Annotated in this window: 15 protein-coding genes and 1 tRNA gene; 13 read left to right on the top strand and 3 right to left on the bottom strand. The window is 68.9% G+C overall.

Annotated elements, in window-relative coordinates; genetic code table 11:
* Positions 1–32 precede the first annotated feature (32 nt).
* Positions 33–1,337 (top strand): L-seryl-tRNA(Sec) selenium transferase, encoded by a 1,305-nt coding sequence (gene selA / locus NVV99_RS04115; protein WP_024100548.1) that lies wholly within the window; start codon positions 33–35, stop codon positions 1,335–1,337.
* Complete coding sequence (gene selB / locus NVV99_RS04110; RefSeq protein WP_024100549.1) at positions 1,337–3,079, top strand: selenocysteine-specific translation elongation factor; 1,743 nt, start codon at positions 1,337–1,339, stop codon at positions 3,077–3,079. Before selA ends, selB begins: the two co-directional genes overlap by 1 nt.
* A 131-nt stretch (positions 3,080–3,210) precedes the next feature.
* Here selB and gdhA read toward each other — a convergent pair whose 3' ends face one another.
* From gdhA to NVV99_RS04095, 3 genes are all read right to left on the bottom strand, one after another.
* Positions 3,211–4,554 (bottom strand): NADP-specific glutamate dehydrogenase, encoded by a 1,344-nt coding sequence (gene gdhA, locus NVV99_RS04105; protein WP_024100550.1) that lies wholly within the window; start codon positions 4,552–4,554, stop codon positions 3,211–3,213.
* 201 nt (positions 4,555–4,755) lie between these two features.
* Positions 4,756–4,829, bottom strand: a tRNA-Arg gene (locus NVV99_RS04100).
* A 62-nt stretch (positions 4,830–4,891) separates the two neighbouring features.
* Entirely contained in the window at positions 4,892–5,548 is a 657-nt protein-coding gene (locus tag NVV99_RS04095) for a DedA family protein (RefSeq protein ID WP_024100551.1), read from the bottom strand.
* Between the two features lie 249 nt (positions 5,549–5,797).
* Between NVV99_RS04095 and NVV99_RS04090 the strand changes: the two genes are divergently transcribed.
* From NVV99_RS04090 to NVV99_RS04040, 11 genes are all read left to right on the top strand, one after another.
* A complete protein-coding gene (locus NVV99_RS04090; RefSeq protein ID WP_024100552.1) occupies positions 5,798–6,682 on the top strand; it encodes a xanthine dehydrogenase family protein subunit M in 885 nt (294 codons plus the stop codon).
* 4 nt (positions 6,683–6,686) lie between these two features.
* A complete protein-coding gene (locus NVV99_RS04085) occupies positions 6,687–7,172 on the top strand; it encodes a (2Fe-2S)-binding protein (RefSeq protein ID WP_019289024.1) in 486 nt (161 codons plus the stop codon).
* A complete protein-coding gene (locus tag NVV99_RS04080; protein ID WP_006551114.1) occupies positions 7,172–9,565 on the top strand; it encodes an aerobic carbon-monoxide dehydrogenase large subunit in 2,394 nt (797 codons plus the stop codon). Before NVV99_RS04085 ends, NVV99_RS04080 begins: the two co-directional genes overlap by 1 nt.
* Before the next feature lie 46 nt (positions 9,566–9,611).
* Positions 9,612–10,523, top strand: coding sequence for an XdhC family protein (locus tag NVV99_RS04075; RefSeq protein ID WP_024100553.1), 912 nt, complete (start codon positions 9,612–9,614; stop codon positions 10,521–10,523).
* Between the two features lie 44 nt (positions 10,524–10,567).
* The gene (locus NVV99_RS04070; protein ID WP_138845521.1) at positions 10,568–11,416 is read left to right on the top strand and encodes a MoxR family ATPase; all 849 of its coding nucleotides are present in this window, start codon (positions 10,568–10,570) and stop codon (positions 11,414–11,416) included.
* Entirely contained in the window at positions 11,416–12,666 is a 1,251-nt protein-coding gene (locus NVV99_RS04065; protein WP_019289028.1) for a VWA domain-containing protein, read from the top strand. The genes NVV99_RS04070 and NVV99_RS04065 overlap by 1 nt, the downstream gene beginning before the upstream one ends.
* Before the next feature lie 2 nt (positions 12,667–12,668).
* Entirely contained in the window at positions 12,669–14,702 is a 2,034-nt protein-coding gene (locus tag NVV99_RS04060) for a cytochrome c oxidase assembly protein (RefSeq protein WP_024100555.1), read from the top strand.
* A 15-nt stretch (positions 14,703–14,717) separates the two neighbouring features.
* Positions 14,718–15,923, top strand: a complete 1,206-nt coding sequence (locus NVV99_RS04055; protein WP_024100556.1) for a lipase family protein — start codon at positions 14,718–14,720, stop codon at positions 15,921–15,923.
* A gap of 72 nt (positions 15,924–15,995) precedes the next feature.
* Positions 15,996–17,669, top strand: coding sequence for an energy-dependent translational throttle protein EttA (gene ettA / locus NVV99_RS04050; RefSeq protein WP_006551119.1), 1,674 nt, complete (start codon positions 15,996–15,998; stop codon positions 17,667–17,669).
* Positions 17,662–18,084, top strand: a complete 423-nt coding sequence (locus NVV99_RS04045) for a thioesterase family protein (protein WP_019289031.1) — start codon at positions 17,662–17,664, stop codon at positions 18,082–18,084. Before ettA ends, NVV99_RS04045 begins: the two co-directional genes overlap by 8 nt.
* Before the next feature lie 140 nt (positions 18,085–18,224).
* A complete protein-coding gene (locus NVV99_RS04040) occupies positions 18,225–23,033 on the top strand; it encodes an NAD-glutamate dehydrogenase (RefSeq protein ID WP_024100557.1) in 4,809 nt (1,602 codons plus the stop codon).
* The last annotated feature ends 1 nt before the right edge of the window (position 23,034 follow it).

Below are 23,034 nucleotides of genomic sequence, written 5' to 3'. Positions count from 1 at the left end.
AAAGTTTTCGTCGACCGTGGGATGAGGAGCGCGTGCCGGATCCGAGGCGGGACGTTCCCCGCACCGACCAGGTCCTGGCCGATCCGCGCCTGCGCGAGGCCGTCGACCGGCTCGGCGCCCGACTGGTCAAGCAGACCGTCGTCGCGGCCCAGCAACGGTGCCGCGACGGCGAGATCGGGCCCGATGCCGTCGCCGACGTCGCGGTCGCGTCGCTGCCGCAGCAGGCGACCACCCTGCGTCGCGTCGTCAACGCGACCGGCGTGGTGGTGCACACCAATCTCGGTCGCGCCCCGCTGTCCCGAGCGGCGGTCGAGGCGGTGTCCACCGCGGCGGGCGCCACCGACGTCGAACTCGACCTGGCCACCGGTCGGCGCGGACGGCGAGGACGCGGCGCCCTCGAAGCACTCGCCGAACAGGTACCCGACGCCGGCGGCATCCACGTCGTCAACAACGGTGCCGCGGCTCTCGCCCTGGTCACCCGGGTGCTCACACGCGGTGGTCGCTCGATCGTGATCGCACGGGGCGAACTGGTCGAGATCGGTGACGGCTTCCGGATCCCGGAACTGCTGGAATCCGTGGGCGCGACGCTGCGTGAGGTCGGCACCACCAACCGCGTGCGCCTGAGCGACTACGCCGCGGCCGTCGACGACGACACCGCCTTCGTCCTCAAGGTGCATCCCTCGAACTTCACCGTCAGCGGCTTCACGTCGTCGGTGTCGGTCCGGGAACTCTCCGGACTCGGACCGCCCGTCGTGGTCGACATCGGATCGGGTCTGCTCGCGCCGCATCCGCGGCTGTTGAACGAACCCGACGCCACCACCGCGCTGCGTGCCGGCGCCGACCTGGTGACCGCCTCGGGCGACAAGCTCCTCGGCGGTCCGCAGGCCGGCCTGCTGCTCGGACGGGCCGAACTCGTGGAACGCCTGCGGCGCGACCCGTTCGCGCGGGCGCTGCGCGTCGACAAGCTCACCCTGGCCGCTCTCGAAGCGACCCTGACGGGACCGATGCCACCCGTGGCGTCGGCGCTGGCCTCCCGCCCGGAAGATCTCCGCGCCCGCGCACAGGCGATCTGCGTGGCGCTGCCCTCGGAGTGCCAACCCGAGGTGGTCGACTCCGACGGCGTCGTCGGGGGCGGTGGCGCCCCGGACGTCGTCCTGCCGAGCGTCGCGATCGCCCTGCCCGAACATCTCGCACTCCCGTTGCGGCTCGGTGAGCACCCCGTCGTCGGCCGCGTCGAACGCGGCCGGTTGCTGCTCGACCTGCTCGCGGTCGATCCCGCCGAGGACGGCGAGCTGATCGACGCCGTGACGCGCGTGGCCGCTCGCGAAGGATCCTGATGCAGGTCGTCGCGACCGCCGGTCACGTCGATCACGGCAAGTCGACGCTGGTCGAGGCGCTCACCGGTGCGAACCCGGATCGGCTCGCCGAGGAACGGCGACGAGGACTGACCATCGAGCTCGGCTACTGCTGGACGTCCTGGCCAGAGGTGGGGGAGGTCGCCTTCGTCGACGTCCCCGGGCACGAGCGATTCCTGACGACGATGCTCTCCGGAGTGGGATCGGTCCCGGCCGCGCTGTTCGTGGTGGCCGCCGACGATCCGTGGATGCCGCAGGCGGCCGAACACCTCGCAGCACTCGACGCGCTCCGCGTGCGCCACGCGGTCGTCGCCGTTACCCGGGCCGATCTCGCCGATCCGGGACCCGCGGCCGCGCGGGCCGCGGCGGAGGTCGCCCGCACGAGTCTGGCGGGGGCGCCCGTCGTCGCCGTGAGCGGGCGCACCGGGATGGGCCTCGACGACCTCCGGAGCGCACTGACGACGATGGTCGCCTCGCTTCCGGACCCCGATCCGCAGGCCGACGTCCGGCTCTGGGTGGACCGCCGGTTCACCGTGCGTGGATCCGGAACCGTCGTCACCGGAACCCTTCCCGCGGGCACGGTGCGCGTGGGGGACACCCTCGTGCTGGGGGACACGCCGCTGCGGGTCCGCAGCGTGCAGGCACTCGGTCGCGACCGGAGCGCGGTGAGCGGCGTGGCCAGGGTCGCCCTCAATCTCACCGGCCGGGTCGACGATCTGGGACGGGGCAGTGTGCTCGTCACGCCCGGCGCGTGGCACCACACCACCGTCGTCGACGTTCGGATCAGCGGCGACGACCGGCCGCCCGTCGCTCCGGTGCTGCACATCGGAGCCGCGGACGTCGGTGTCCGGTGCCGTCCGCTGGCAGACGATCTCGTCCGGCTCACCCTCGACCGCCCGCTGCCCCTGCGGATCGGCGACCGCGCGCTGCTGCGCGACCCGGGCCGCCGGATGATCTGGCGAGCCGACGTTCTCGACCCCGATCCACCCCGATTCCGGCGTCGCGGCGCGGCGGCACGCCGCGCGCTGCAACTGGCAGGGGCCGACGGGACGCCGCACCTGGCCGACGAACTCGCCCGCCGCGGACTCCTGCACCGGCAACGGTTGCGACAGTTGGGCATCCCACTCGCACGGGGAGAGCACCTGACGGTCGGGCCGTGGCTCGTCGCACCCGGTCTCGCGAAGACCGTCGCCGACCGGCTGCCCACACTCGTGCAGGCCCATGCCCGCACCCATCCACTGGATCCGGCGGCGCCGTTGACGGTGCTGGCGTCGCAGCTGCGTCTTCCCACACCGGACCTCGTCCGGGCGCTGGTGCGACCTCCGCTCGAGGTGGTCGGGGGGCGGGTGATCGCTCCCGGCGCCGACGGTCTACCGCCGAAGATCCGCAAAGCCGTCGAGCAGGTGCGCCGCGACCTGTCGGCCGCCCCGTTCGCGGCCCCGACCGCCGATCGCCTACGCGAGCTCGGCCTCGACGACCGGGCCCTCGGCGCGGCCGAACGCAGCGGACGGTTGTGGCGGGCGGGCCCGGGCATCGTCCTGCTCCCCGACGCCGCCGACACGGCCGTGGAGCTGCTGGGCGAATTGGACCAGCCCTTCACGACCAGTGCCGCGCGCGAACGCCTGGGAACGACACGGCGGGTGGTCCTGCCGTTGCTCGACCGGCTCGACAAGGCGGGTCGCACACGCCGGCTCCCCGACGACCGCCGCGAGATCGTCCGCTAGAGTCGCCGTCCCCGCACTCTCCGGCGGGACGACCCTTCACCCGAAACGCGAAGTGCGGGTACCGCACTCGTCGGTACCCGCACTTCGCATGAAGAATCGGTCGTCAGATGACGCCCGGTGCGAACACAGCGTCAGATGACGCCCAGTGCGAACATGGCGTCGGCGACCTTCACGAAGCCGGCGATGTTGGCGCCGTGGATGTAGTCGCCCGGCTTGCCGTACTCGGCGGCGGTCTCGACGCAGCGGCCGTGGATGTCGGCCATGATCCCGGCGAGACGCTCGTCGGTGTAGTCGAAGTGCCACGAGTCGCGCGAGGCGTTCTGCTGCATCTCCAGCGCCGAGGTCGCCACACCACCGGCGTTGGCGGCCTTGCCGGGCGCGAAGGCGACTCCGGCGTCGCGGAAGACACTGATGCCGCCCGGGGTGGTGGGCATGTTGGCGCCCTCGGCGACGATCTTCACGCCGTTGTTGACGAGGGTCTTCGCCGAGTCCTCGTCGAGTTCGTTCTGCGTGGCGCACGGCAGTGCGACGTCGCACGGCACGTTCCAGATGTTGCCGCCGGGGAAGAACTCGGCGTCGCCGCGCTCGTCGACGTACTCGGAGATGCGTCCGCGCCGGACTTCCTTGATCTCCTTGAGGAGAGCGACGTCGAGGCCCTTGCGGTCGACGATGTAACCGGAGGAGTCGGAGCAGGCGATCGCGGTGCCACCGAGCTGGTGGATCTTCTCGATGGCATAGATCGCGACGTTGCCGGAACCCGAGACGACGGCGGTGCGACCTTCGAGCGAGGTGCCGGCGGTCTTGGCCATCTCGTTGACGAAGTAGGCCGCGCCGTAACCGGTGGCCTCCTTGCGCACCTGCGAACCACCCCAGGTCAGGCCCTTGCCGGTAAGGACGCCGGACTCGTAGGAGTTGGTGAGGCGCTTGTACTGGCCGAACAGGTACCCGATCTCGCGGCCGCCGACGCCGATGTCACCGGCCGGGACGTCGGTGTACTCACCGATGTGGCGGTGCAGCTCGGTCATGAACGACTGGCAGAAGCGCATGATCTCCTGCTCGGAGCGACCCTTGGGGTCGAAGTCCGAGCCGCCCTTGCCGCCGCCGATGGGCAGGCCGGTGAGGGCGTTCTTGAAGATCTGCTCGAAGCCGAGGAACTTGACGATGCCGAGGTTGACGCTCGGGTGGAAGCGCAGCCCGCCCTTATAGGGGCCGAGAACGCTGTTGTACTGCACGCGGAAGCCACGGTTGACGTGGACGTTACCCTGATCATCGATCCACGGCACGCGGAAGATGATCTGCCGCTCCGGCTCGCACAGGCGCTCGATCAGACCGGATTCGAAGTATCCGGGGTGCCGCTCGAGCACGACATGCAGAGACTCGAACACTTCGGCCGCAGCCTGGTGGAATTCGGGTTCACCTGCGTTGCGGGCCTTGACCTGCTCGTAGATCTCTTCGATGCGGTCCGATGTCGACACGCCCACCTACCTGACTCTGTGAGGATTCTGTAACACGGGATTTACGACGAGAACTATAGGACGTGGCCCTTAGCATGTGTTAACCCTGCGGCAAGGTGGGATGAGAAACACACGATCCGAACGGCCTGTCTACCGGGCGAAATGCCCAGTTCACCGGTATGATGTGCGGCCCCGCGACGGGTGGTCCGCCGGCGGTCGAGGTGCCCCCGGCAGGACTCGAACCTGCGACCTAGAGATTAGAAGGCTCTTGCTCTATCCAGCTGAGCTACGGAGGCGCGGCCAGAATCTTAGCGGGTGCTCCCCGAGGTCGCCGCACACACCCTCGTACCCGCCGGGGTCAGCGCTCGAGCGTGCTGCCTCGTTCGTCGTCGGGGCTCGATTCGCCCCGCGGAACGTCCACTCGACCGGTCTTGAACCGTTGGATGAGATGGTCGATTCCGACACCCAGGACCACCGCGACGCAGATGGCGACCGCGGCGCCGAACAGCGGCTGCGATTCGAACCAACCGCCGACGAGGCGCCCCACGAACGCCGAGTACAGCGCCCAGGTCGTGCCACCGAGGATCGTGAGCGGCACGAACTTCTGCCGCGGGTAGCGGGTCGCTCCGGCCGTCATGTTCACAGCGATCCGGCCGATCGGGATGTATCGCGCCGTGAGGATCACTGCGGCGCCGCGCTTGTCGAGTCCGCGCCGCGCCCACGCGAAAGCGGCTCGTGCCTTCGGGCGGCGCATCCACCGGAACCGTTCGGTACCGACCTTCCGTCCGATCGCGTACGCGATGTTGTCACCGATGATCGCGCCGAGCGCCGCGAGCACGATGACGATCCACAGGTAAGGACGCCCGGTCGAGCCGGAGAGGGACGACAGGGTCACCAGGACGGTCTCGCTGGGCACCGGTGGGAAGAAGCCGTCGAGGATGCACACGGCGAAGAGCAACGGGTAGACCCACAGGGCTGCGGCCTGGCCGATGATGAATTCGTTGATCACGTCCATGGATCTGTGTGGTGCTCCCGTCGGGTCCGCCGGTCGGCTCCTTCCACGCTATCCGCTCGCACCGCCGAGGACTCCGGACGACGGCGGCGTTACGGCACACACCGTCGACCGCAAGGGAACGATTCGATTCCGATTCGCCCGTTTCGTCGCATCGATCTCGAGTCGGGTCTACTATGAGCGCACCAAGGGGGAATCGTGGGCGGCTGGTGGGGGAAACCGGTCCGCGCCACCTGATGGCGGGAGTTCTTCATGCAGGTTCCTGGCCCATTCGAGTACGAGCGTGCCACCGGAGTGGATCACGCCGTCGAGTTGCTCGACCGGCACGGAGAGGGGGCCCGGGTCGTCGCCGGCGGGCACAGTCTGCTGCCGATGATGAAACTTCGGCTCGCGAATCCGGAGTACTTGATCGACATCAACGATCTCGCGGACGAACTCGATCACATCGTGTTCGAACCCGGGTCCGTGCGCCTCGGTGCCCTGGTCCGGCACCGCCGGCTTCTCGAATCCGACGAACTCGCCGAGATCTTCCCGATCTTCCGCGATGCCGAGCGCGTGATCGCCGATCCTGTCGTCCGCAATCGTGGAACGCTCGGCGGGTCGTTGTGTCAGGCAGATCCTGCCGAGGATCTGTCCACCGTGTGTGCAGTGCTCGGCGCGACCTGTGTCGTACGCGGACCGGGCGGGGTGCGCGAGCTCGATTTCCACGACTTCCATCTCGGCCCCTACGAGACGGCGGTCGCCCCGAACGAACTGCTCGTCGAGGTGCGGCTGCCGAGGAAGGGCACCGGGGCCAGTGCGTACGAGAAGGTCGAGCGTCGCACCGGCGACTGGGCGGTGGCCGCCGCGGGCGCCGCGCTGTGGATGTCGGACGACGGACGCATCACCGACGCGCGTGTCGGGCTGACGGCGGTGCGCGCCGACGAGGCGGCGCTGTCGAGGGTGTCCGAGCTGTTGCGCGGCTCGCCGGCCTCGGAGGAACTCTTCCGCGAGGCGGGAGCGGCGGCCGCGTCGGCATGCGATCCCGAGACCGATCAGCGCGGCACCGCCGCCTACAAGCGTCACCTCGCATCGGAGTTGACGGTGCGGGCCCTGCGCCAATCCGCCGAACGTCTCGGCGTCACCGAAAGGGTGTGAACCGATGCAGATCTCGATGACGGTCAACGGCGAGAGTGTCACCGCCGACGTCGAACCCCGGACGCTGCTCGTGCACTTCCTGCGCGACCACCTCGGTCTGACCGGAACCCACTGGGGTTGCGACACGAGCAACTGCGGTACGTGTGTCGTCGCCGTGGACGGCGAGCCGGTGAAGTCGTGCACCACGCTGGCGGTCATGGCCGCCGGCCACGAGGTGCTCACCGTCGAGGGACTCGAACGCGACGGTGTCCTCGACCCCGTGCAGGAAGGCTTCGTGCGCTGCCACGGACTGCAGTGCGGCTTCTGCACCCCGGGAATGATGATCACCGCGCGGTCCCTGCTCGACCGCGATCCCGACCCCGACGAGGCGACGATCCGCGAGGCGATCTCCGGGCAGATCTGCCGCTGCACCGGCTACACCACCATCGTCCGGTCGGTCCGGTGGGCCGCCGAACACTCCTCGAAGGCGCAACCCACGGAGGTGTCGTGATGACCGCGGTCGAACCGGACACACGCCCGGAGGAACAGGACAACGATGGCAAGCCGTGCGGACACGGCCGGATGCTGCGCAAGGAGGACCCGCGGTTCGTGCGGGGCCGCGGCAACTACGTCGACGACGTCCGGCTGCCCGGCATGCTGCATCTCGCGGTGCTCCGATCGCCGGTTGCGCATGCGCGCATCAACGGCATCGATACGTCCGCCGCCCTCGCGCACCCGAAGGTGCGGGCGGTGATCACGGGCGCCGATCTGGCAGAGAAGGGGCTCGCCTGGATGCCGACGCTGTCGAACGACGTACAGGCCGTGCTGGCCACCGACAAGGTGCGCTTCCACGGTCAGGAGGTCGCCTTCGTCGTCGCCGACGACCACTACTCGGCGCGCGACGCCCTCGAACTGATCGACGTCGACTACGAGATGCTCGACCCGGTCGTCGACGTGCGCACGGCCCTGTCGCCCGAGGCACCGGTGATCCGGACCGATCTCGACGGCAAGACCGACAACCACTGCTTCGACTGGGAAACCGGCGATGCCGCGGCCACCGACGCGGTCTTCGCGAAGGCCGACGTCGTCACCCGGCAGGAGATCGTCTATCCACGCGTGCATCCCGCGCCGATGGAGACCTGCGGTGCGGTCGCCGATTACGACCGGATCTCCGGGAAGCTGACGCTCTGGTCCACCACACAGGCCCCGCACGCCCATCGCACGCTGTACGCGCTGGTGGCGGGTCTGCCCGAGCACAAGATCCGCGTCATCTCACCCGACATCGGCGGGGGATTCGGCAATAAGGTCCCCATCTACCCCGGCTACGTCGGAGCGATCGTCGCGTCGCTGGTCACCGGTCATCCGGTGAAGTGGATGGAGGACCGCAGCGAGAACCTCATGAGCACCGGCTTCGCACGCGACTACATCATGGTCGGGGAGATCGCGGCGACGAAGGAAGGTCGTATCCTCGCGATCAGGTCCCGTGTCCTCGCCGACCACGGCGCCTTCAACGCCACCGCGGCCCCGGTGAAATATCCGGCCGGCTTCTTCGGTGTGTTCACCGGCAGTTACGACATCGAGGCCGCCTACTCCCACATGACCGCGGTCTACACCAACAAGGCACCCGGCGGCGTCGCCTACGCCTGCTCGTTCCGCATCACCGAGGCCGTGTACTTCGTCGAACGGCTCGTCGACTGCCTCGCCTACGACCTCGACATGGACCCTGCGGAACTGCGCCTGAAAAACCTCCTGCGCCCTGATCAGTTCCCCTACACGAGCAAGACCGGCTGGAAGTACGACTCGGGCGACTACGAGACCACCATGCGCAAGGCCATGGACATCGTCGGCTACGACGAGCTGCGCCGCGAGCAGGCCGAACGCCGCGCACGGGGTGAGCTGATGGGTATCGGCATGTCGTTCTTCACCGAGGCCGTCGGCGCCGGTCCGCGCAAGGACATGGACATCCTCGGTCTCGGCATGGCCGACGGCTGCGAACTGCGTGTCCATCCCACCGGCAAGGCCGTGGTGAGATTGTCGGTGCAGTCCCAGGGGCAAGGACACGAGACGACTTTCGCGCAGATCGTCGCGGAGGAGATCGGCATCCCGCCCGACGACATCGACGTCGTCCACGGAGACACCGACAACACCCCCTTCGGGCTCGGCACCTACGGAAGCCGCTCGACACCGGTGTCCGGCGCGGCCGCCGCGCTGGTAGCCCGCAAGGTGCGCGACAAGGCGAAGATAATCGCATCGGGCATGCTCGAGGTCTCCGTCGCCGATCTCGAATGGGAGAAGGGCACCTTCCGAGTCAAGGGCGACCCGTCGGCGGCGGTCACGATCCAGGACATCGCGATGCGGGCCCACGGCGCCGGCGATCTGCCCGAAGGTCTCGAAGGCGGTCTCGAGGCGCAGATCTGCTACAACCCCGAGAACCTCACCTATCCCTATGGCGCCTACTTCTGTGTCGTCGACGTCGATCCCGGCACCGCGGAGGTGAAGATCCGCAGGTTCCTGGCCGTGGACGACTGCGGCACCCGCATCAACCCGATGATCATCGAAGGGCAGGTGCACGGTGGCATCGTCGACGGGATCGGCATGGCCCTGATGGAGATGATCTCGTTCGACGAGAACGGCACCTGCCTGGGCGGGTCGTTCATGGACTACCTGATCCCCACCGCCCTCGAGGTACCCACGCTCGAGACGGCGTTCACCGTCACTCCGTCACCGCATCACCCGATCGGCGCGAAGGGCATCGGCGAATCCGCCACGGTCGGTTCCCCACCCGCGATCGTCAACGCCGTGGTCGATGCGTTGAAACCCCTCGGCGTCCGGCACGCCGACATGCCGTTGACACCGTCGCGGGTGTGGGAAGCCATGCAGGGTCGCGCGACCCCGCCGATCTGAGCGACGCGACAGAAGGATTCGAGTGGAACGAGCGGAGTACGAGGACATGGACCTTGCGATGCGGGCAGCACAGTTGCGCAGCGAACGCCGCCCGTTCGTGGAAGCGACCGTCGTACGGGCACAGCCGCCGACGTCCGCGCACTCGGGCGACCGGGCGCTCGTCCACGCCGACGGCACGATCGAGGGGTTCGTCGGCGGACAGTGCACCGAGAACTCGGTGCGCGAAATGTCCCGCACGGTGCTCGAGCGAGGGGAGAGCATGCTCCTACGGGTGCTGCCGGCCGGAGCCGCCGAGTTCCCCGACACCCCGGGGGCGACGATCGCGGTCAACCCGTGCATGTCCGGTGGGGCCACCGAGATCTTTCTCGAGCCGCGGATGCCTGCGCTCGTGGTGGCCGTCTTCGGGGACTCGCCCGTGGCCGACGCCGTGAGCGACTTCGCGCGGCGCGTCGACTACTCGGTGGAACGGATCCGCGGGACGCGAGTGCCTGCCGAGGCGTCGGTGGTGATCGTCGCGAGTCACGGAGGCGACGAGGGGAGTGTGATCCGCGCGGCGCTCGACGCCGGAAGCCGCTATATCGGTCTGGTCGCCAGTCACACCCGTGGCGCCGCGGTGCTCGACGAGGTGGATCCGACCGACGACGAGCGTGCCCACGTGCACACCCCGGTCGGGCTCGATATCGGTGCCCGCACCCCCGCGGAGATCGGACTGTCGATCGTGGCCGACATCGTGCGAGTCGCGCGCAGCGGCAGCCTCACCCGCCCCTCCGAGGAGAGTTGTCGACGCGTCGAGGTGCCGAGGGAGACGGAGTCGAAGCCGCAGACGGCCGTCGACCCGGTGTGCGGGATGACCGTCACGATCACCGAGTCCACCCCGCACCTCGTCGTTGCGGGCCGGACAATGTGGTTCTGCTGCCCGGGTTGCCGCAGCCGCTTCGAGAAGGACGACGTCGCGTGACCGACCCGTCCTCTCCGGGCATCTTCACCGGCGTCGACGACGTGATGGCCAGATTCGACAGCCACGATCACCTACTCGATCAGGGCACCGCCGCCGCCATTCACCTCGCCGTCGCATTGGGGCGACCGCTGTTGCTCGAGGGCGAACCTGGGGTCGGCAAGACCACTGCCGCCAAGGTGCTCGCGCAGATTCTCGGCAGCCCGCTGATCCGGTTGCAGTGCTACGAGGGACTGTCGGTCGCCGAGGCCCTCTACGACTGGAACTACCAACGCCAGTTGCTCGCGATCCGGCTCGCCGAGGCGCGCGGCGACGTTCCCGCCGAAGCCGACCTGTACTCCGAGGAATACCTCCTCGAACGCCCCATCCTGCGCTGCGTCCGCCACCGCGGCGACACACCCGCCGTTCTGCTCGTCGACGAGATCGACCGTGCCGACGACGAATTCGAGGCGTTGCTGCTCGAGTTCCTGGGGGAGTTCGCCGTCACCATTCCCGAACTCGGCACCCTCACCGCGACCCGCCCGCCCGTTGTCGTGCTGACCTCGAATCGGAGCCGCGACCTACACGACGCACTGCGGCGACGTTGCCTGTACCACTGGATCGACTACCCCGACCGCGCTCGGGCGGTGGCGATCCTGCGTCGCACGGTGCCATCGGCGAACCTCGCGCTCGTCGAACGTGCCACAGATTTCGTCGCGGTGGCCCGCGGACTCGATCTCGACAAGGCACCCGGAATCGCGGAGACCATCGACTGGGTATCGGCCCTCGCCGCGCTCGGTGTCACCGACCTCGTCCGGCCCGAAGCGGCGATGTCGCTCGCGGCACTGGCGAAGACTCCCGACGACGGCGACGCGCTGGGGGAGGCGCTGACCCGCTTCGTCTCCACCGAAGTGTAATGAGCGCCGGGCTGCTCCCCGGGGTCGATCACGCCGCCTTCACAGTCGCGTTGGTCGACCGGCTCAGGTCCGCCGGGATCGTGGTCCCGGCGGACGGAGCGGCGACCTTCACGCGCGGCTTGCGTGCGTGTCCGCCAACCACGCGGACTCGGTTGTACTGGACCGCGCGGCTCACCCTCGTCGACCGGTACGAGAGCCTGTCCACCTTCGATACGGTCTTCGACCGGGTGTTCGGCGAGGCACCAGTTCCGCTCGACCCGCACGCCCGTCGCACGGGACCCGAGGACGAAGGCGCGCCGGGGGCGTCGACACCGGACGGACCCAGCCGGCCCATCGGGGTTCCCACTTCCGGGCACGACGTTCCATGGGTCACCAGGACGATCGTCGAATCCGCAGAGGGGGAGCGGGCACCCGGCCGCCCGGGGCGCGAGGTGGCGAGCGCACTGGCCGAGATCGCCGATCAGCGGTTCGACGACCTCGACCCGGCGCAACTCGCACTCCTCGAGACATGGATCGAGGCGGCCGGAGCGCGCTGGGCGATCCGCCGCACCCGCCGCCGGGTGCAACGCCACACCGGACGCGTCGACATCCGCGCGAGCATCGCAGCCTCCCGCGGCACGGGGTTCGAGCCGCTCCGGCTGATCCGCACGCGACCGGGTCGACGCCGGCGGCAGGTCGTCGTGTTCTGCGATGTCAGCCGTTCCATGCGTCCCTACATCGGGGTGTATCTGCATCTCGTGCGTGCGCTCGCCCACACCGGAACGGCTGAGGTCTTCGTGTTCTCCACCACAGCTGCGCGTCTGACGCCGGTCCTCCGGCACCGGTCGGTCGATCAGGCGATCGGCGTCGCCAACGAGCGGGTACGGACGCGGTTCGGAGGCACCCGCATCGCCGGTTCGCTCGCCGAGGTGGTCGCCTCCCATCACGGACACCTGATGCGCGGAGCGATCGTCGTCGTCGCGTCCGACGGTTGGGACAGCGACGATCCCACCGAACTCGCCCACGTCCTGGCCAGGATCCGGCGTCGCGCGCACCGGCTGGTGTGGCTCAACCCCCGGGCCGGGCAGTCCGGTTTCACGCCCTCGACCGGGTCGATGTCCGCCGCGCTTCCACACTGCGACGCGATGGTGGCGGCCGACACACTCGTGGCCCTGCAGCACGCCGTCGACGTTGTTACGTCCACGGATACGGGGGACGGGGGACTCCGACGGCGTGTCGTAGGTCATGGCGTGAACGTCCTACCCTGGTAGGCATGGCAACATCCGAGCTCGCGTCTCCCGCGCAGCCTCCGGCGCCCGCCCCCATGAGGGGAAACCCGCCGGCACTGCTGATTCTCTTCGGCCTCCTCGCCGCCCTCGTCGCGGCGTTCGCGGTCGGACTGTCCGCTGCGCAGGCTCTGGTGTTGCTCGGCATCCCCGATCCCGGTCCGCTCACCACCTACGGTCTCCCGGCGGTCCGCGCGATCTCCGAGATCGCGACGGTCATCACGATCGGCTCGCTGTTCTTCGCCGCCTTCCTCGTGCCCCCGCAGCGGAGCGGGGTACTCGACGTCGGCGGTTATCGCGCCGTGCGGACGGCGGGCGTCGCGGCGACGGTGTGGGCCGTGACAGCGGCGCTGATGGTGCCGCTGACCTTGTCCGACACTTCCGGCAGTCCGCTGAGTGAGGCCATCCGTCTGGAGAACCTGTTCTCGGCGCTCGGTCAGGTGGAGGTCGCGCTGGCCTGGGCCTGGACGACCGTGCTCGCGCTGATCACCGCGCTGCTGACCCGACTCGCAGTGCGCTGGTCGTGGACGCCGTATCTGTTGCTGCTGTCGTTCGTCGCCCTCATGCCGATCGCCCTGACCGGGCACTCCTCGTCGGGTGGTTCGCACGATATGGCGACCAACAGCCTCGTGCTGCACCTCGGCGCGGCGTCCGTCTGGGCCGGCGGGTTGTTCGCGCTGCTCGCCCATTCGATGCGGGGAGGGGAGCACACCGATGTCGCCGCCCGGCGGTTCTCCTTCGTCGCCGGACTCGCGTTCGTCGTGATGGCTGTCAGCGGCGTGATCAACGCCGCGGTCCGCATGTCGTTCGACGACCTGACGACCACCACCTACGGCAGGTTGCTGCTCGCGAAGACCCTCGCGCTGGTCCTGCTCGGCATCTTCGGCTGGGCTCAGCGACGCCGGGCGCTTCCGGCCCTCGAAGCCGACCCCACGAGCCGGTCCGCGCTCGTGCGGTTCACCCTCGTCGAAGCGTTCGTCCTCGCCGCGACCATCGGCCTGGCCGTGGGACTCGGCCGCACGCCCCCGCCGCCGCCGGCCTCGGTACCGACGATCCAGGAGGTCGAGCTCGGCTACCAGCTCGACGTACCGCCGTCGTTCGTGAGCCTGTTCTTCGGCCAGTGGCGCTTCGACCTGATCTTCGGCACGGCTGCTCTCGTGCTCGCCGCCGCCTACGCCATCGGTCTGTGGACGCTGCGCAAGCGCGGCGACTCGTGGCCGGTCGGCCGGTCGATCGCCTGGTTCTCGGGTTGCTTCGTGCTGTTCGTCGCCACCAGTTCGGGCGTCGGCATGTACTCGCCGGCGATGTTCAGCGTGCACATGGGCGCGCACATGGCTCTGTCGATGCTCGCCCCGGTGCTCCTTGCGCTCGGCGGGGCGATGACCCTCGCCCTGCGTGCGCTCAAGCCGGCCGGCCGCAACGCCCCTCCCGGACCGCGCGAATGGATCCTCGAGTTCCTGCACAGCCCGCTGTCGCGCTTCTTCACGCATCCGATCGTCGCATCGGTGATGTTCGTCGGCGGTTTCTACGCGTTGTATCTCGGAGGGATCTTCACCGCGTTCATCGACAGTCACACCGCCCACGTCCTGATGAACCTGCACTTCCTGCTCAGCGGCTACCTGTTCTACTGGGTGGTGATCGGCGTCGACCCGTCGCCACGCGACCTGCAGCCCGTGACGAAGCTGGCGATGGTCTTCGGCTCGCTCCCGTTCCACGCCTTCTTCGGCGTGACCCTCATGAGCATGGGCACGGTGATGGCCGAGAGCTACTACCGCGGCCTGGCACTACCGTGGAACTACGACCTGTTCTCCGATCAGAAGGTCGGCGGCAGCATCGCATGGTCGGCCGGCGAGATCCCGCTCGTGCTCGTGATGCTCGCCCTGCTCGTCCAGTGGTCGCGCAGCGACCGGCGCACGGCGCGACGTGTCGACCGGGCCGCCGAACGCGACGACGACGCCGATCTCGCGGCACACAACGCGATGTTCGCCGAGCTGGCGCGCCGCGACCGCGAAGGCCGCTAGCCGCGCCGATCCGACGTGCACATCCTGTCGCGCCGCGGCGAATCGGACGAATACGGACGCCGCGGCCGGACGGTCCGTATCGTCCTCGGCGTGACCCGTACCACGCACGTCCCCGCCCTGCTGCTCGCCGGTGCTCTGGCACTGCTGACGACCGTCGTGTCACCTCCCGCGGTGGGCGCGAACCCGGCGCCGGGAAAGGTTGTCGAGGTCGCCACGCTCGACCCGGAATCGTCCCTGCCCGGGGCGTCCTCGGCTCGCGTCCTCGCCTACACCACGCAGTGGCGCGACGGCACCCCGACCACGGCGACCGGGGCACTGTTCATCCCTCCCGGCACGCCGCCCGAGGGCGGGTGGCCCGTCGTCGCATGGGCCCACGGGACCGTCGGTCTCGACGATTCGTGCGCGCCCTCGCGGTTGCCGCGCACACCGCGCGACACTGCCTATCTCGACCACTGGCTCGGGCAGGGCTATGCCGTCGTGGCAGCCGACTATCCGGGCCTCGGGTCGGGCGGGCTGCACCGCTATCTGGACGGGCAGAGCGCCGCGAACAGCGTCATCGACATCGTGCGGGCGGGACGCGCTGTCGAACCGTCGCTGTCCGACCGCTGGGTCGTGATCGGCCAGTCGCAGGGTGGGCACACCGGTCTGCACACCGCGCACGCTGCGACCTCCCGCGCGCCCGAACTGGACTTTCGCGGGACACTCACGACCGGCGCCCCGTCCAACCTCGAGTACCTGTTCCCGCTCGGATTCCCGGGCTTCCCCGACCTCGGTCTCGACGGGCTCACGGCGTTCGCCGCCTACATCTTCGCGGGTCTGCGCGACGCCGATCCTTCCCTGGACGTCGACGGATACCTCACTCCCCTCGGTCGCGAGGTGGTCGACGCCGCCGAGCGACTCTGTTACGACGAGCTGATGGACCGCTACGGCGAGATCGGCATCGGTGAGGTCCTCGCCCGTCCGCTGAGCGACGACCGGTTCCGCGCCGCCTTCACCGACTATGTCGCGGTGCCGACCCGTGGTTACGACCGGCCACTGTTCCTCGCGCAGGGTCTGCGCGATACGACGGTGCCCGCGCCGCTCGCGTTCGAACTGATCGGGGACCTGTGGGCCGGGGGCGCGAACGCGCAGTTCCGGACGTACCCGACGGGGCATTCGGAGACGATGTTCGCGTCGCTGCCCGACACGACAGGCTTCGTCGCGGAGCTGCTGCGGCGCTGACGCGGGCGCGGCCCGGGCATCCCGTGGTCGCACGATGTGGGTTATCGACCATCGACCGATACGCTGGTGGTCATGGCGGAGTTCATTTACACGATGAAGAAGGTGCGCAAGGCGCACGGTGACAAGGTCATCCTCGATGACGTCACCATGAGCTTCTACCACGGCGCGAAGATCGGCGTCGTCGGACCCAACGGCGCGGGCAAGTCGTCGATTCTCAAGATCATGGCCGGGCTCGATCAGCCCAGCAACGGCGAGGCCTTCCTCGATCCGGAGGCCACCGTCGGCATCCTCCAGCAGGAGCCGCCCCTCAACGAGGAGAAGACGGTCCGGGAGAACGTCGAGGAGGGCCTCGGCGAGATCAAGGTCAAGCTCGACCGGTTCAACGAGATCGCCGAGCTCATGGCCACCGACTACTCCGACGAGCTGATGGAGGAGATGGGCAAGCTCCAGGAGGAGCTCGACCACGCCAACGCGTGGGATCTCGACTCGCAGCTCGAGCAGGCCATGGACGCACTGCGCTGCCCTCCGCCGGACGAACCCGTCACCCACCTCTCCGGTGGTGAGCGCCGCCGTGTCGCGCTGTGCAAGCTGCTGCTGAGCAAGCCCGACCTGCTGCTCCTCGACGAGCCCACCAACCACCTCGACGCCGAGTCGGTGCTGTGGCTCGAGCAGTTCCTCGCGTCCTACCCGGGCGCCGTGCTGGCCGTCACCCACGACCGGTACTTCCTCGATCACGTCGCGCAGTGGATCTGCGAGGTCGACCGCGGCAAGCTGCATCCCTACGAGGGCAACTACTCCACCTACCTGGAGAAGAAGGCCGAGCGTCTCGAGGTCCAGGGCAAGAAGGACCAGAAGCTGCAGAAGCGGCTCCGCGAGGAACTCGAGTGGGTCCGCTCCGGTGCCAAGGCACGGCAGACGAAGAACAAGGCGCGTCTGGCCCGCTACGAGGAGATGGCAGCCGAGGCCGAGAAGTACCGCAAGCTCGACTTCGAGGAGATCCAGATCCCGACGCCGCCGCGTCTGGGCAACGTCGTTGTCGAGGTCGAGCACCTCGACAAGGGCTTCGACGGCCGTGTCCTGATCAAGGACCTGTCGTTCACGCTGCCGCGCAACGGCATCGTCGGTGTCATCGGTCCCAACGGCGTCGGCAAGACCACGCTGTTCAAGACCATCGTCGGTCTCGAGGAGCCCGACAGCGGCACCGTCAAGGTGGGCGACACGGTCAAGCTGAGTTACGTCGACCAGAACCGCGCGAACATCGACCCGAAGAAGACGGTCTTCGAGGTGGTCTCCGACGGTCTCGACTTCATCGAGGTCGGGCAGAACGAGATGCCGTCGCGCGCGTACGTGAGCGCGTTCGGGTTCAAGGGTCCCGACCAGCAGAAGCCGGCCGGTGTGCTCTCCGGTGGTGAGCGCAACCGCCTGAACCTGGCGCTCACGCTCAAGGAGGGCGGCAACCTGATCCTCCTCGACGAGCCGACCAACGACCTCGACGTCGAGACCCTGTCGTCGCTCGAGAACGCGCTGCAGCAGTTCCCGGGTTGCGCCGTCGTGATCTCCCACGACCGCTGGTTCCTCGACCGCACCTGTACCCACATCCTGGCGTGGGAGGGCAACGTCGAAGAGGGCAAGTGGTTCTGGTTCGAGGGCAACTTCGAGGCCTACGAGGCGAACAAGATCGAGCGTCTCGGAGCCGATGCGGCACGTCCGCACCGCGTCACGCACCGGAAGCTCACGCGTGACTGAGCGCAACGGCCACCGGCCCTACCGGTGCCCGGTCGAGGTGCGCTGGGGCGACTCCGATCGGCTCGGGCACGTCAACAACGCCAAGGTCGTGGAATACCTGCAGGAAGGGCGCATCAAGTTCTTCCGGAGCGAGCTGCCGGCCCGCGATGCCGTCGTGCTCCGGAAGATGGACGTCGAGTTCCTGCGTCCGATCAAGGATTCCTCGGCGCCGATCGAGGTCGAGACGACGGTGCTTCGTCTCGGCACGAGCTCGTTCACGGTGCGTCAGACGATCCTCGACCGGGACGGCGTGGTGTGCGCGGTCGCCGACACCGTGCTCGTCGGCTTCGATCCCGAGACCGACACGTCGCAGCCGTTGACAGACGAGGTACGGGCGGTGCTCGACCGGCACCGCGCCGTCACGCCCACCGGCTGAGCGGGTACATCCTGTCGACCGGCCCGGCTGTTACCCGACCCGCCGGTTCCGACCCCCCGACTGCGCGCCGCGGATAGGCTCGATCACGAGTCCGTCCGCGGCGCGCGGTGTATCCGCCCGACAGAGCAGGAAGGGTGTCGATGGCCGATCCGGCTGTGGTGCAGACAAATGCAACGGAGAGCGATACCTCTCCCGAGGCGGTCCTCGAGCGGATCTATCAGGGCTCCGGAGAGTTCACCACGGACCACGGCGCGGCCGCGCTCGAGCACGTCCGTCTCGGTCGTCGCCGCGCACCGGGCACCGCTGTCGTCGGTGTGCGCCGCACCGAGGGCATGGGTGTCGCCGTACAGATCGTCACCGACGACATGCCGCTGCTCGTCGAATCGGTGCTGGCACTGCTGTCCCGGCTGGGTGTCTCGGTGGCGACGGTCATCCACCCCGTCCTGTCTGCGCGCCGCACCGCCGAGGGCGACCTCGAGCGCCTGGCCGACGAAGGCGGACGGGCCTCGGGTGGAGTCGCCGAATCGTGGATGCACATCGAGTTGCGCGGGCCCGTCGACGACGAATCGCTCGAGGAGATCGATCACGGCTTGCGGCGCGTACTGTCCGATGTGCGGCAGGTGGCGTCGGACTCCGGGAAGATGCACGCCCTGCAGCGCGACCTCGCGGACGCGCTCGACGGCCTGGCCGCCGATCCGCCGGCGCACTACACGGCCGACGAGCTCACCGAGACCGCCGAACTGCTGCGCTGGTTGAGCGGCGGGAACTTCACCCTTCTCGGCTACCGGCGCTACGACTTCGTTCCCGACGGCGGCGACGACAACGTGCGCGCGACGCCCGTGCCCGGCAGCGGCAGGGGAGTGCTGCGCACCGATGCCTCGGTCGCGGACCCGCTCGACCTGCCCGGTGAGGTCGGCACGTGCCGCCGCCCGCTGCTCGTGCTCACTCAGGGCGCGCTTCCCGCCACCGTGCACCGTTCCGTCTATCCGTACTTCGTCGGCGTCGCCCGGCTCGACGCCGACGGCGCGCTCGTCGGGGAGGATCGTTTCCTCGGTGTCCTCACCGTGACCGCTCTGCACGAGAACATCCTCGACATCCCCGTGGTCTCGCGCCGGGTGCGGGAGGTCGTCGCGCGGGCGCGGGTCGAGCTGTCGTCCTACAGCGGCCAGGCGATGCTCGAGATCATGCAGACGGTGCCCCGCGCGGAACTGTTCTCCATGGACACCGACACCCTCTACGAGACCGTCACGGCGGTGGTCGACATCCGCAGGCAGGTGCGGTTGTTCGTCCGCGTCGACACCTACGGGCGGTACATCTCGTGCCTCGTCTACCTGCCGCGCGACCGCTACACGACGAAGGTGCGCGTGGCGATCCAGGACATCCTGTTGCGCGAGTTCGGTGGCGGCGTACTCGACTACACCGCGCGGGTCTCCGAACGTGACCTCGCGTTGCTGCACGTGACGATCCGTTTCTCCGGGCGCGCACGTCGCGAGGTGGACACCTCCGAGGAGAACCGCCTGCGGATCCAGGCGATGCTCGCGGAAGTGACCCGCAACTGGGCCGATCGGCTCGGTGAGGCGGCGGCCGCGACCGGCGATCTCGATCCGTTGCTGGTGCAGCGGTACGCCGAGGTCGTGCCCGAGGCGTACAAGGAGGACTTCGGCTCCGAACGTGCCCTGGACGACCTGCGGCGTCTGGAAGCGCTCGACTCCGGCGATCTCGACACGCACCTGTACCGTCCGGGTTCCGACGATCCGTTGTCGTTGCGTTTCACCCTGTACATCGCCGACGAGACGGTCACCCTCGGCCGGATCCTCCCGGTGTTGCAGAGCCTCGGCGTCGAGGTCGTCGACGAGCGGCCCTACCGGCTGCCGCGATCGGACGGAATCGAGTGCGGGATATACGATTTCGGACTCTGTCTGCCCGAGGACATCGAGCACGGCATCGTGGAGGCCGATCCGACCCTGGCGGATCGTCTCACCGACACCTTCACCGTGGCCTGGCGGGGGGCGGTCGAGACCGACCGGTTCAACCAGCTCGTGCTGCGCGCCGGGCTCACCTGGAAGCAGGTCGTGCTTCTCCGCGCCTACGCGAAGTACTTGCGCCAGACCGAATTTCCGTACAGCCAGTACAACATCGAAGGTGTGCTGCTCGGCGCCCCCCACACCGCGGCGCTGCTCGTCGGGCTGTTCGAGTCCCGATTCGATCCGGAGAACGCCTCCGCCGAACGCGAACAGCAGATCGCCGAGGAACTCACGACGACGATCGCAGAGGTGACCGCCCTGGCCACCGACCGCATCCTCCGGGGACTGTTCTCGTTGATCCGTGCGACCCTGCGCACCAACTTCTACGTGGCCGGCGGTATCGGGCACGAGCGCCCGGACGGCCGGGCGTTGTCGCTCAAGTTCGATCCGCGACGGATCGCCGAACTACCCCAGCCGCGACCGGCTTTCGAGGTGTTCGTCTACGCCCCGGGCGTCGAGGGCGTCCACATGCGGTTCGGTCCCGTCGCCCGCGGTGGTCTGCGCTGGTCCGACCGCCGGGAGGACTTCCGCACGGAGGTGCTCGGCCTGGCCAAGGCGCAGGCCGTGAAGAACGCGGTGATCGTGCCCGTGGGTGCGAAGGGTGGCTTCGTCGTCAAGCACGCCCCGCGTCCGACCGGTGACGCCGAGGCGGACCGGCGCGCCGTCCGCGAGCGTGGCGAGCGGTGCTACCGGTGCTTCATCGCCGGTCTGCTCGACATCACCGACAACCTCGACGCCGCCCGCAACGACACGGTCCCGCCGCAGCGGGTCGTGCGTCACGACAACGACGACCCGTATCTCGTGGTGGCCGCGGACAAGGGCACCGCGTCGTTCTCCGACCTCGCGAATTCCGTTGCGGCGGAATACGGCTACTGGCTCGGCGACGCGTTCGCGTCAGGTGGCTCCGCCGGTTACGACCACAAGGAGATGGGCATCACCGCGCGCGGTGCATGGGAGAGCGTCCGGCGTCACTTCCGCGAACTCGGATCCGACCCGCAGACGGACGATTTCACCGTCGTCGGCATCGGTGACATGAGCGGTGACGTCTTCGGCAACGGCATGCTGCTCAGCCGGCACATCCGGCTCGTCGCGGCCTTCGACCATCGGCACATCTTCCTCGATCCCGATCCCGATCCGGAGCGGTCGTTCGAGGAGCGGCACCGGTTGTTCGAACTGCCGCGGTCGTCGTGGAAGGACTACTCGACCGAACTCGTCTCGGCCGGGGGCGGGGTGTGGGACCGGACGGCCAAGTCGGTGCCCGTCGGTCCCGAGGTGCGTGCGGTGCTCGACCTGCCCGACGACGTCACCGCACTCCCACCGCCCGAACTGATCCGCGCGATCCTGCGCGCACCCGTCGACCTGTTGTGGAACGGCGGTGTCGGCACCTACGTGAAGGCGTCGACGGAAACCCATGCGGACGTGGGGGACAAGAGCAACGACGGCGTGCGCGTCGACGGGCGGGAACTGCGTGCCCGGGTCGTGGGCGAGGGCGGCAATCTCGGTGTCACGCAACGCGGCCGCATCGAGTTCGCGCGCGCCGGCGGAAAGATCAACACCGACGCGATCGACAACTCGGCCGGCGTCGACAGCTCCGACCACGAGGTCAATATCAAGATTCTCCTCGACGCTATGGTGACCGCCGGCGAACTCGCGGCGGAGGACCGCAATCCGCTGCTCGCGTCGATGACCGACGACGTCGCCGAACTCGTTCTCGCCGACAACATCTCGCAGAACGCCGTGCTCGGACTCGAGCGGGCCGTCGCGCCGTCCCTGCTGGGGGTGCACCGTCGGATGCTCGCAGCCCTGGAACTCGATCGTGGACTCGACCGCGGCCTCGAGGCCCTGCCCGACGAGGCCGAGTTCGATCGTCGTGAAGCGGCGGGGGAGGGGTTGACGTCGCCGGAGCTGGCGCAGCTCCTCGCCCACGTCAAGCTCGCCCTCGTCGACGACCTGCTGGCCACGGACCTGCCCGACAACGAGACCTTCGCGTCGATCCTGCCCGCTTACTTCCCGCCCGCTCTGCGCGAGCGGTTCCGGGCCGGGATCCGGGCGCATCCGCTGCGTCGGCAGATCGTTGCGACCATGCTGGCCAACACCACGGTCGACAACGGCGGCCCCACCTACGTCTACCGGCTCGCCGAGGAGGCCGGGGCGTCGGCGACCGACGCCATCCGCGCCTACACCGCCGTCACCACCATCTTCGGGCTACCGGCCCTGTGGGACGAGATCCGGGCCGCCGGGCTGCCTGTCGACATCGAGGACGACCTGCTGCTCGAATCCCGCCGCGTGCTCGACCGGGCGTCGCGCCGGCTCCTCGCCACGCGGCCGCAGCCCCTCGCGGTCGGTGCCGAGATCAGCCGTTACCGCGATGCCTTCGCGCGTCTCGCACCGCGGGTAGCGGACTGGATGCGCGGGCACCACGCCGAGGACTTCCTTCGTCGTACCCGCCCGCTCCTCGAACGAGGAGCACCGCAGGAGCTCACGGGCGTCGTCTTCCGGCTCCTCGACCAGTTCCCGCTGCTCGACGTCATCGACATCGCCGACATAGAGCAGCGCGACGAGGCGGAGGTCGCCGATCTCTACTACGCCCTCGACGCGCGCCTCGGCGTCGACCGCCTGCTCACGGCGGTCTCCGGTCTCGAGCGGGGCGACCGCTGGCATTCGCTGGCACGCCTCGCGCTGCGCGAAGACCTGTACGGCTCGTTGCGGTCGCTCGTCCTCGACGTGCTCGCCGGCGCCGAACCCGGGGAGTCGACCGAGGAGATGATCGAGGACTGGGAGTCGTCCAACGGCTCCAAACTCGTCCGTGCGAGGGCGGCGCTCGACGAGATATTCGCGTCTGGAAGTCTGGACCTCGCCACCCTCTCGGTGGCGGCACGACAGATCAGGGGCATGGTGCGCACGCGCGCATCCGATCGGAGGTAAC

The organism is Rhodococcus sp. PAE-6, assembly GCF_025290685.1.
Taxonomy (GTDB): Bacteria; Actinomycetota; Actinomycetes; order Mycobacteriales; family Mycobacteriaceae; genus Rhodococcus; species Rhodococcus pyridinivorans.
Note: the sequence above shows the minus strand (reverse complement) of the source record. Positions and strands in the feature narration are given on the sequence as shown.

Bases quoted from the DNA above. Each gene is read 5' to 3' on its own strand.
- selB (WP_024100549.1), top strand. From the start codon at position 1,337: ATGCAGGTCGTCGCGACCGCCGGTCACGTCGATCACGGCAAGTCGACG.
- NVV99_RS04095 (WP_024100551.1), bottom strand. From the start codon at position 5,548: ATGGACGTGATCAACGAATTCATCATCGGCCAGGCCGCAGCCCTGTGG.
- NVV99_RS04090 (WP_024100552.1), top strand. From the start codon at position 5,798: ATGCAGGTTCCTGGCCCATTCGAGTACGAGCGTGCCACCGGAGTGGAT.
- NVV99_RS04085 (WP_019289024.1), top strand. From the start codon at position 6,687: ATGCAGATCTCGATGACGGTCAACGGCGAGAGTGTCACCGCCGACGTC.
- NVV99_RS04080 (WP_006551114.1), top strand. From the start codon at position 7,172: ATGACCGCGGTCGAACCGGACACACGCCCGGAGGAACAGGACAACGAT.
- NVV99_RS04075 (WP_024100553.1), top strand. From the start codon at position 9,612: ATGGACCTTGCGATGCGGGCAGCACAGTTGCGCAGCGAACGCCGCCCG.
- NVV99_RS04070 (WP_138845521.1), top strand. From the start codon at position 10,568: ATGGCCAGATTCGACAGCCACGATCACCTACTCGATCAGGGCACCGCC.
- NVV99_RS04065 (WP_019289028.1), top strand. From the start codon at position 11,416: ATGAGCGCCGGGCTGCTCCCCGGGGTCGATCACGCCGCCTTCACAGTC.
- NVV99_RS04060 (WP_024100555.1), top strand. From the start codon at position 12,669: ATGGCAACATCCGAGCTCGCGTCTCCCGCGCAGCCTCCGGCGCCCGCC.
- ettA (WP_006551119.1), top strand. From the start codon at position 15,996: ATGGCGGAGTTCATTTACACGATGAAGAAGGTGCGCAAGGCGCACGGT.
- NVV99_RS04040 (WP_024100557.1), top strand. From the start codon at position 18,225: ATGGCCGATCCGGCTGTGGTGCAGACAAATGCAACGGAGAGCGATACC.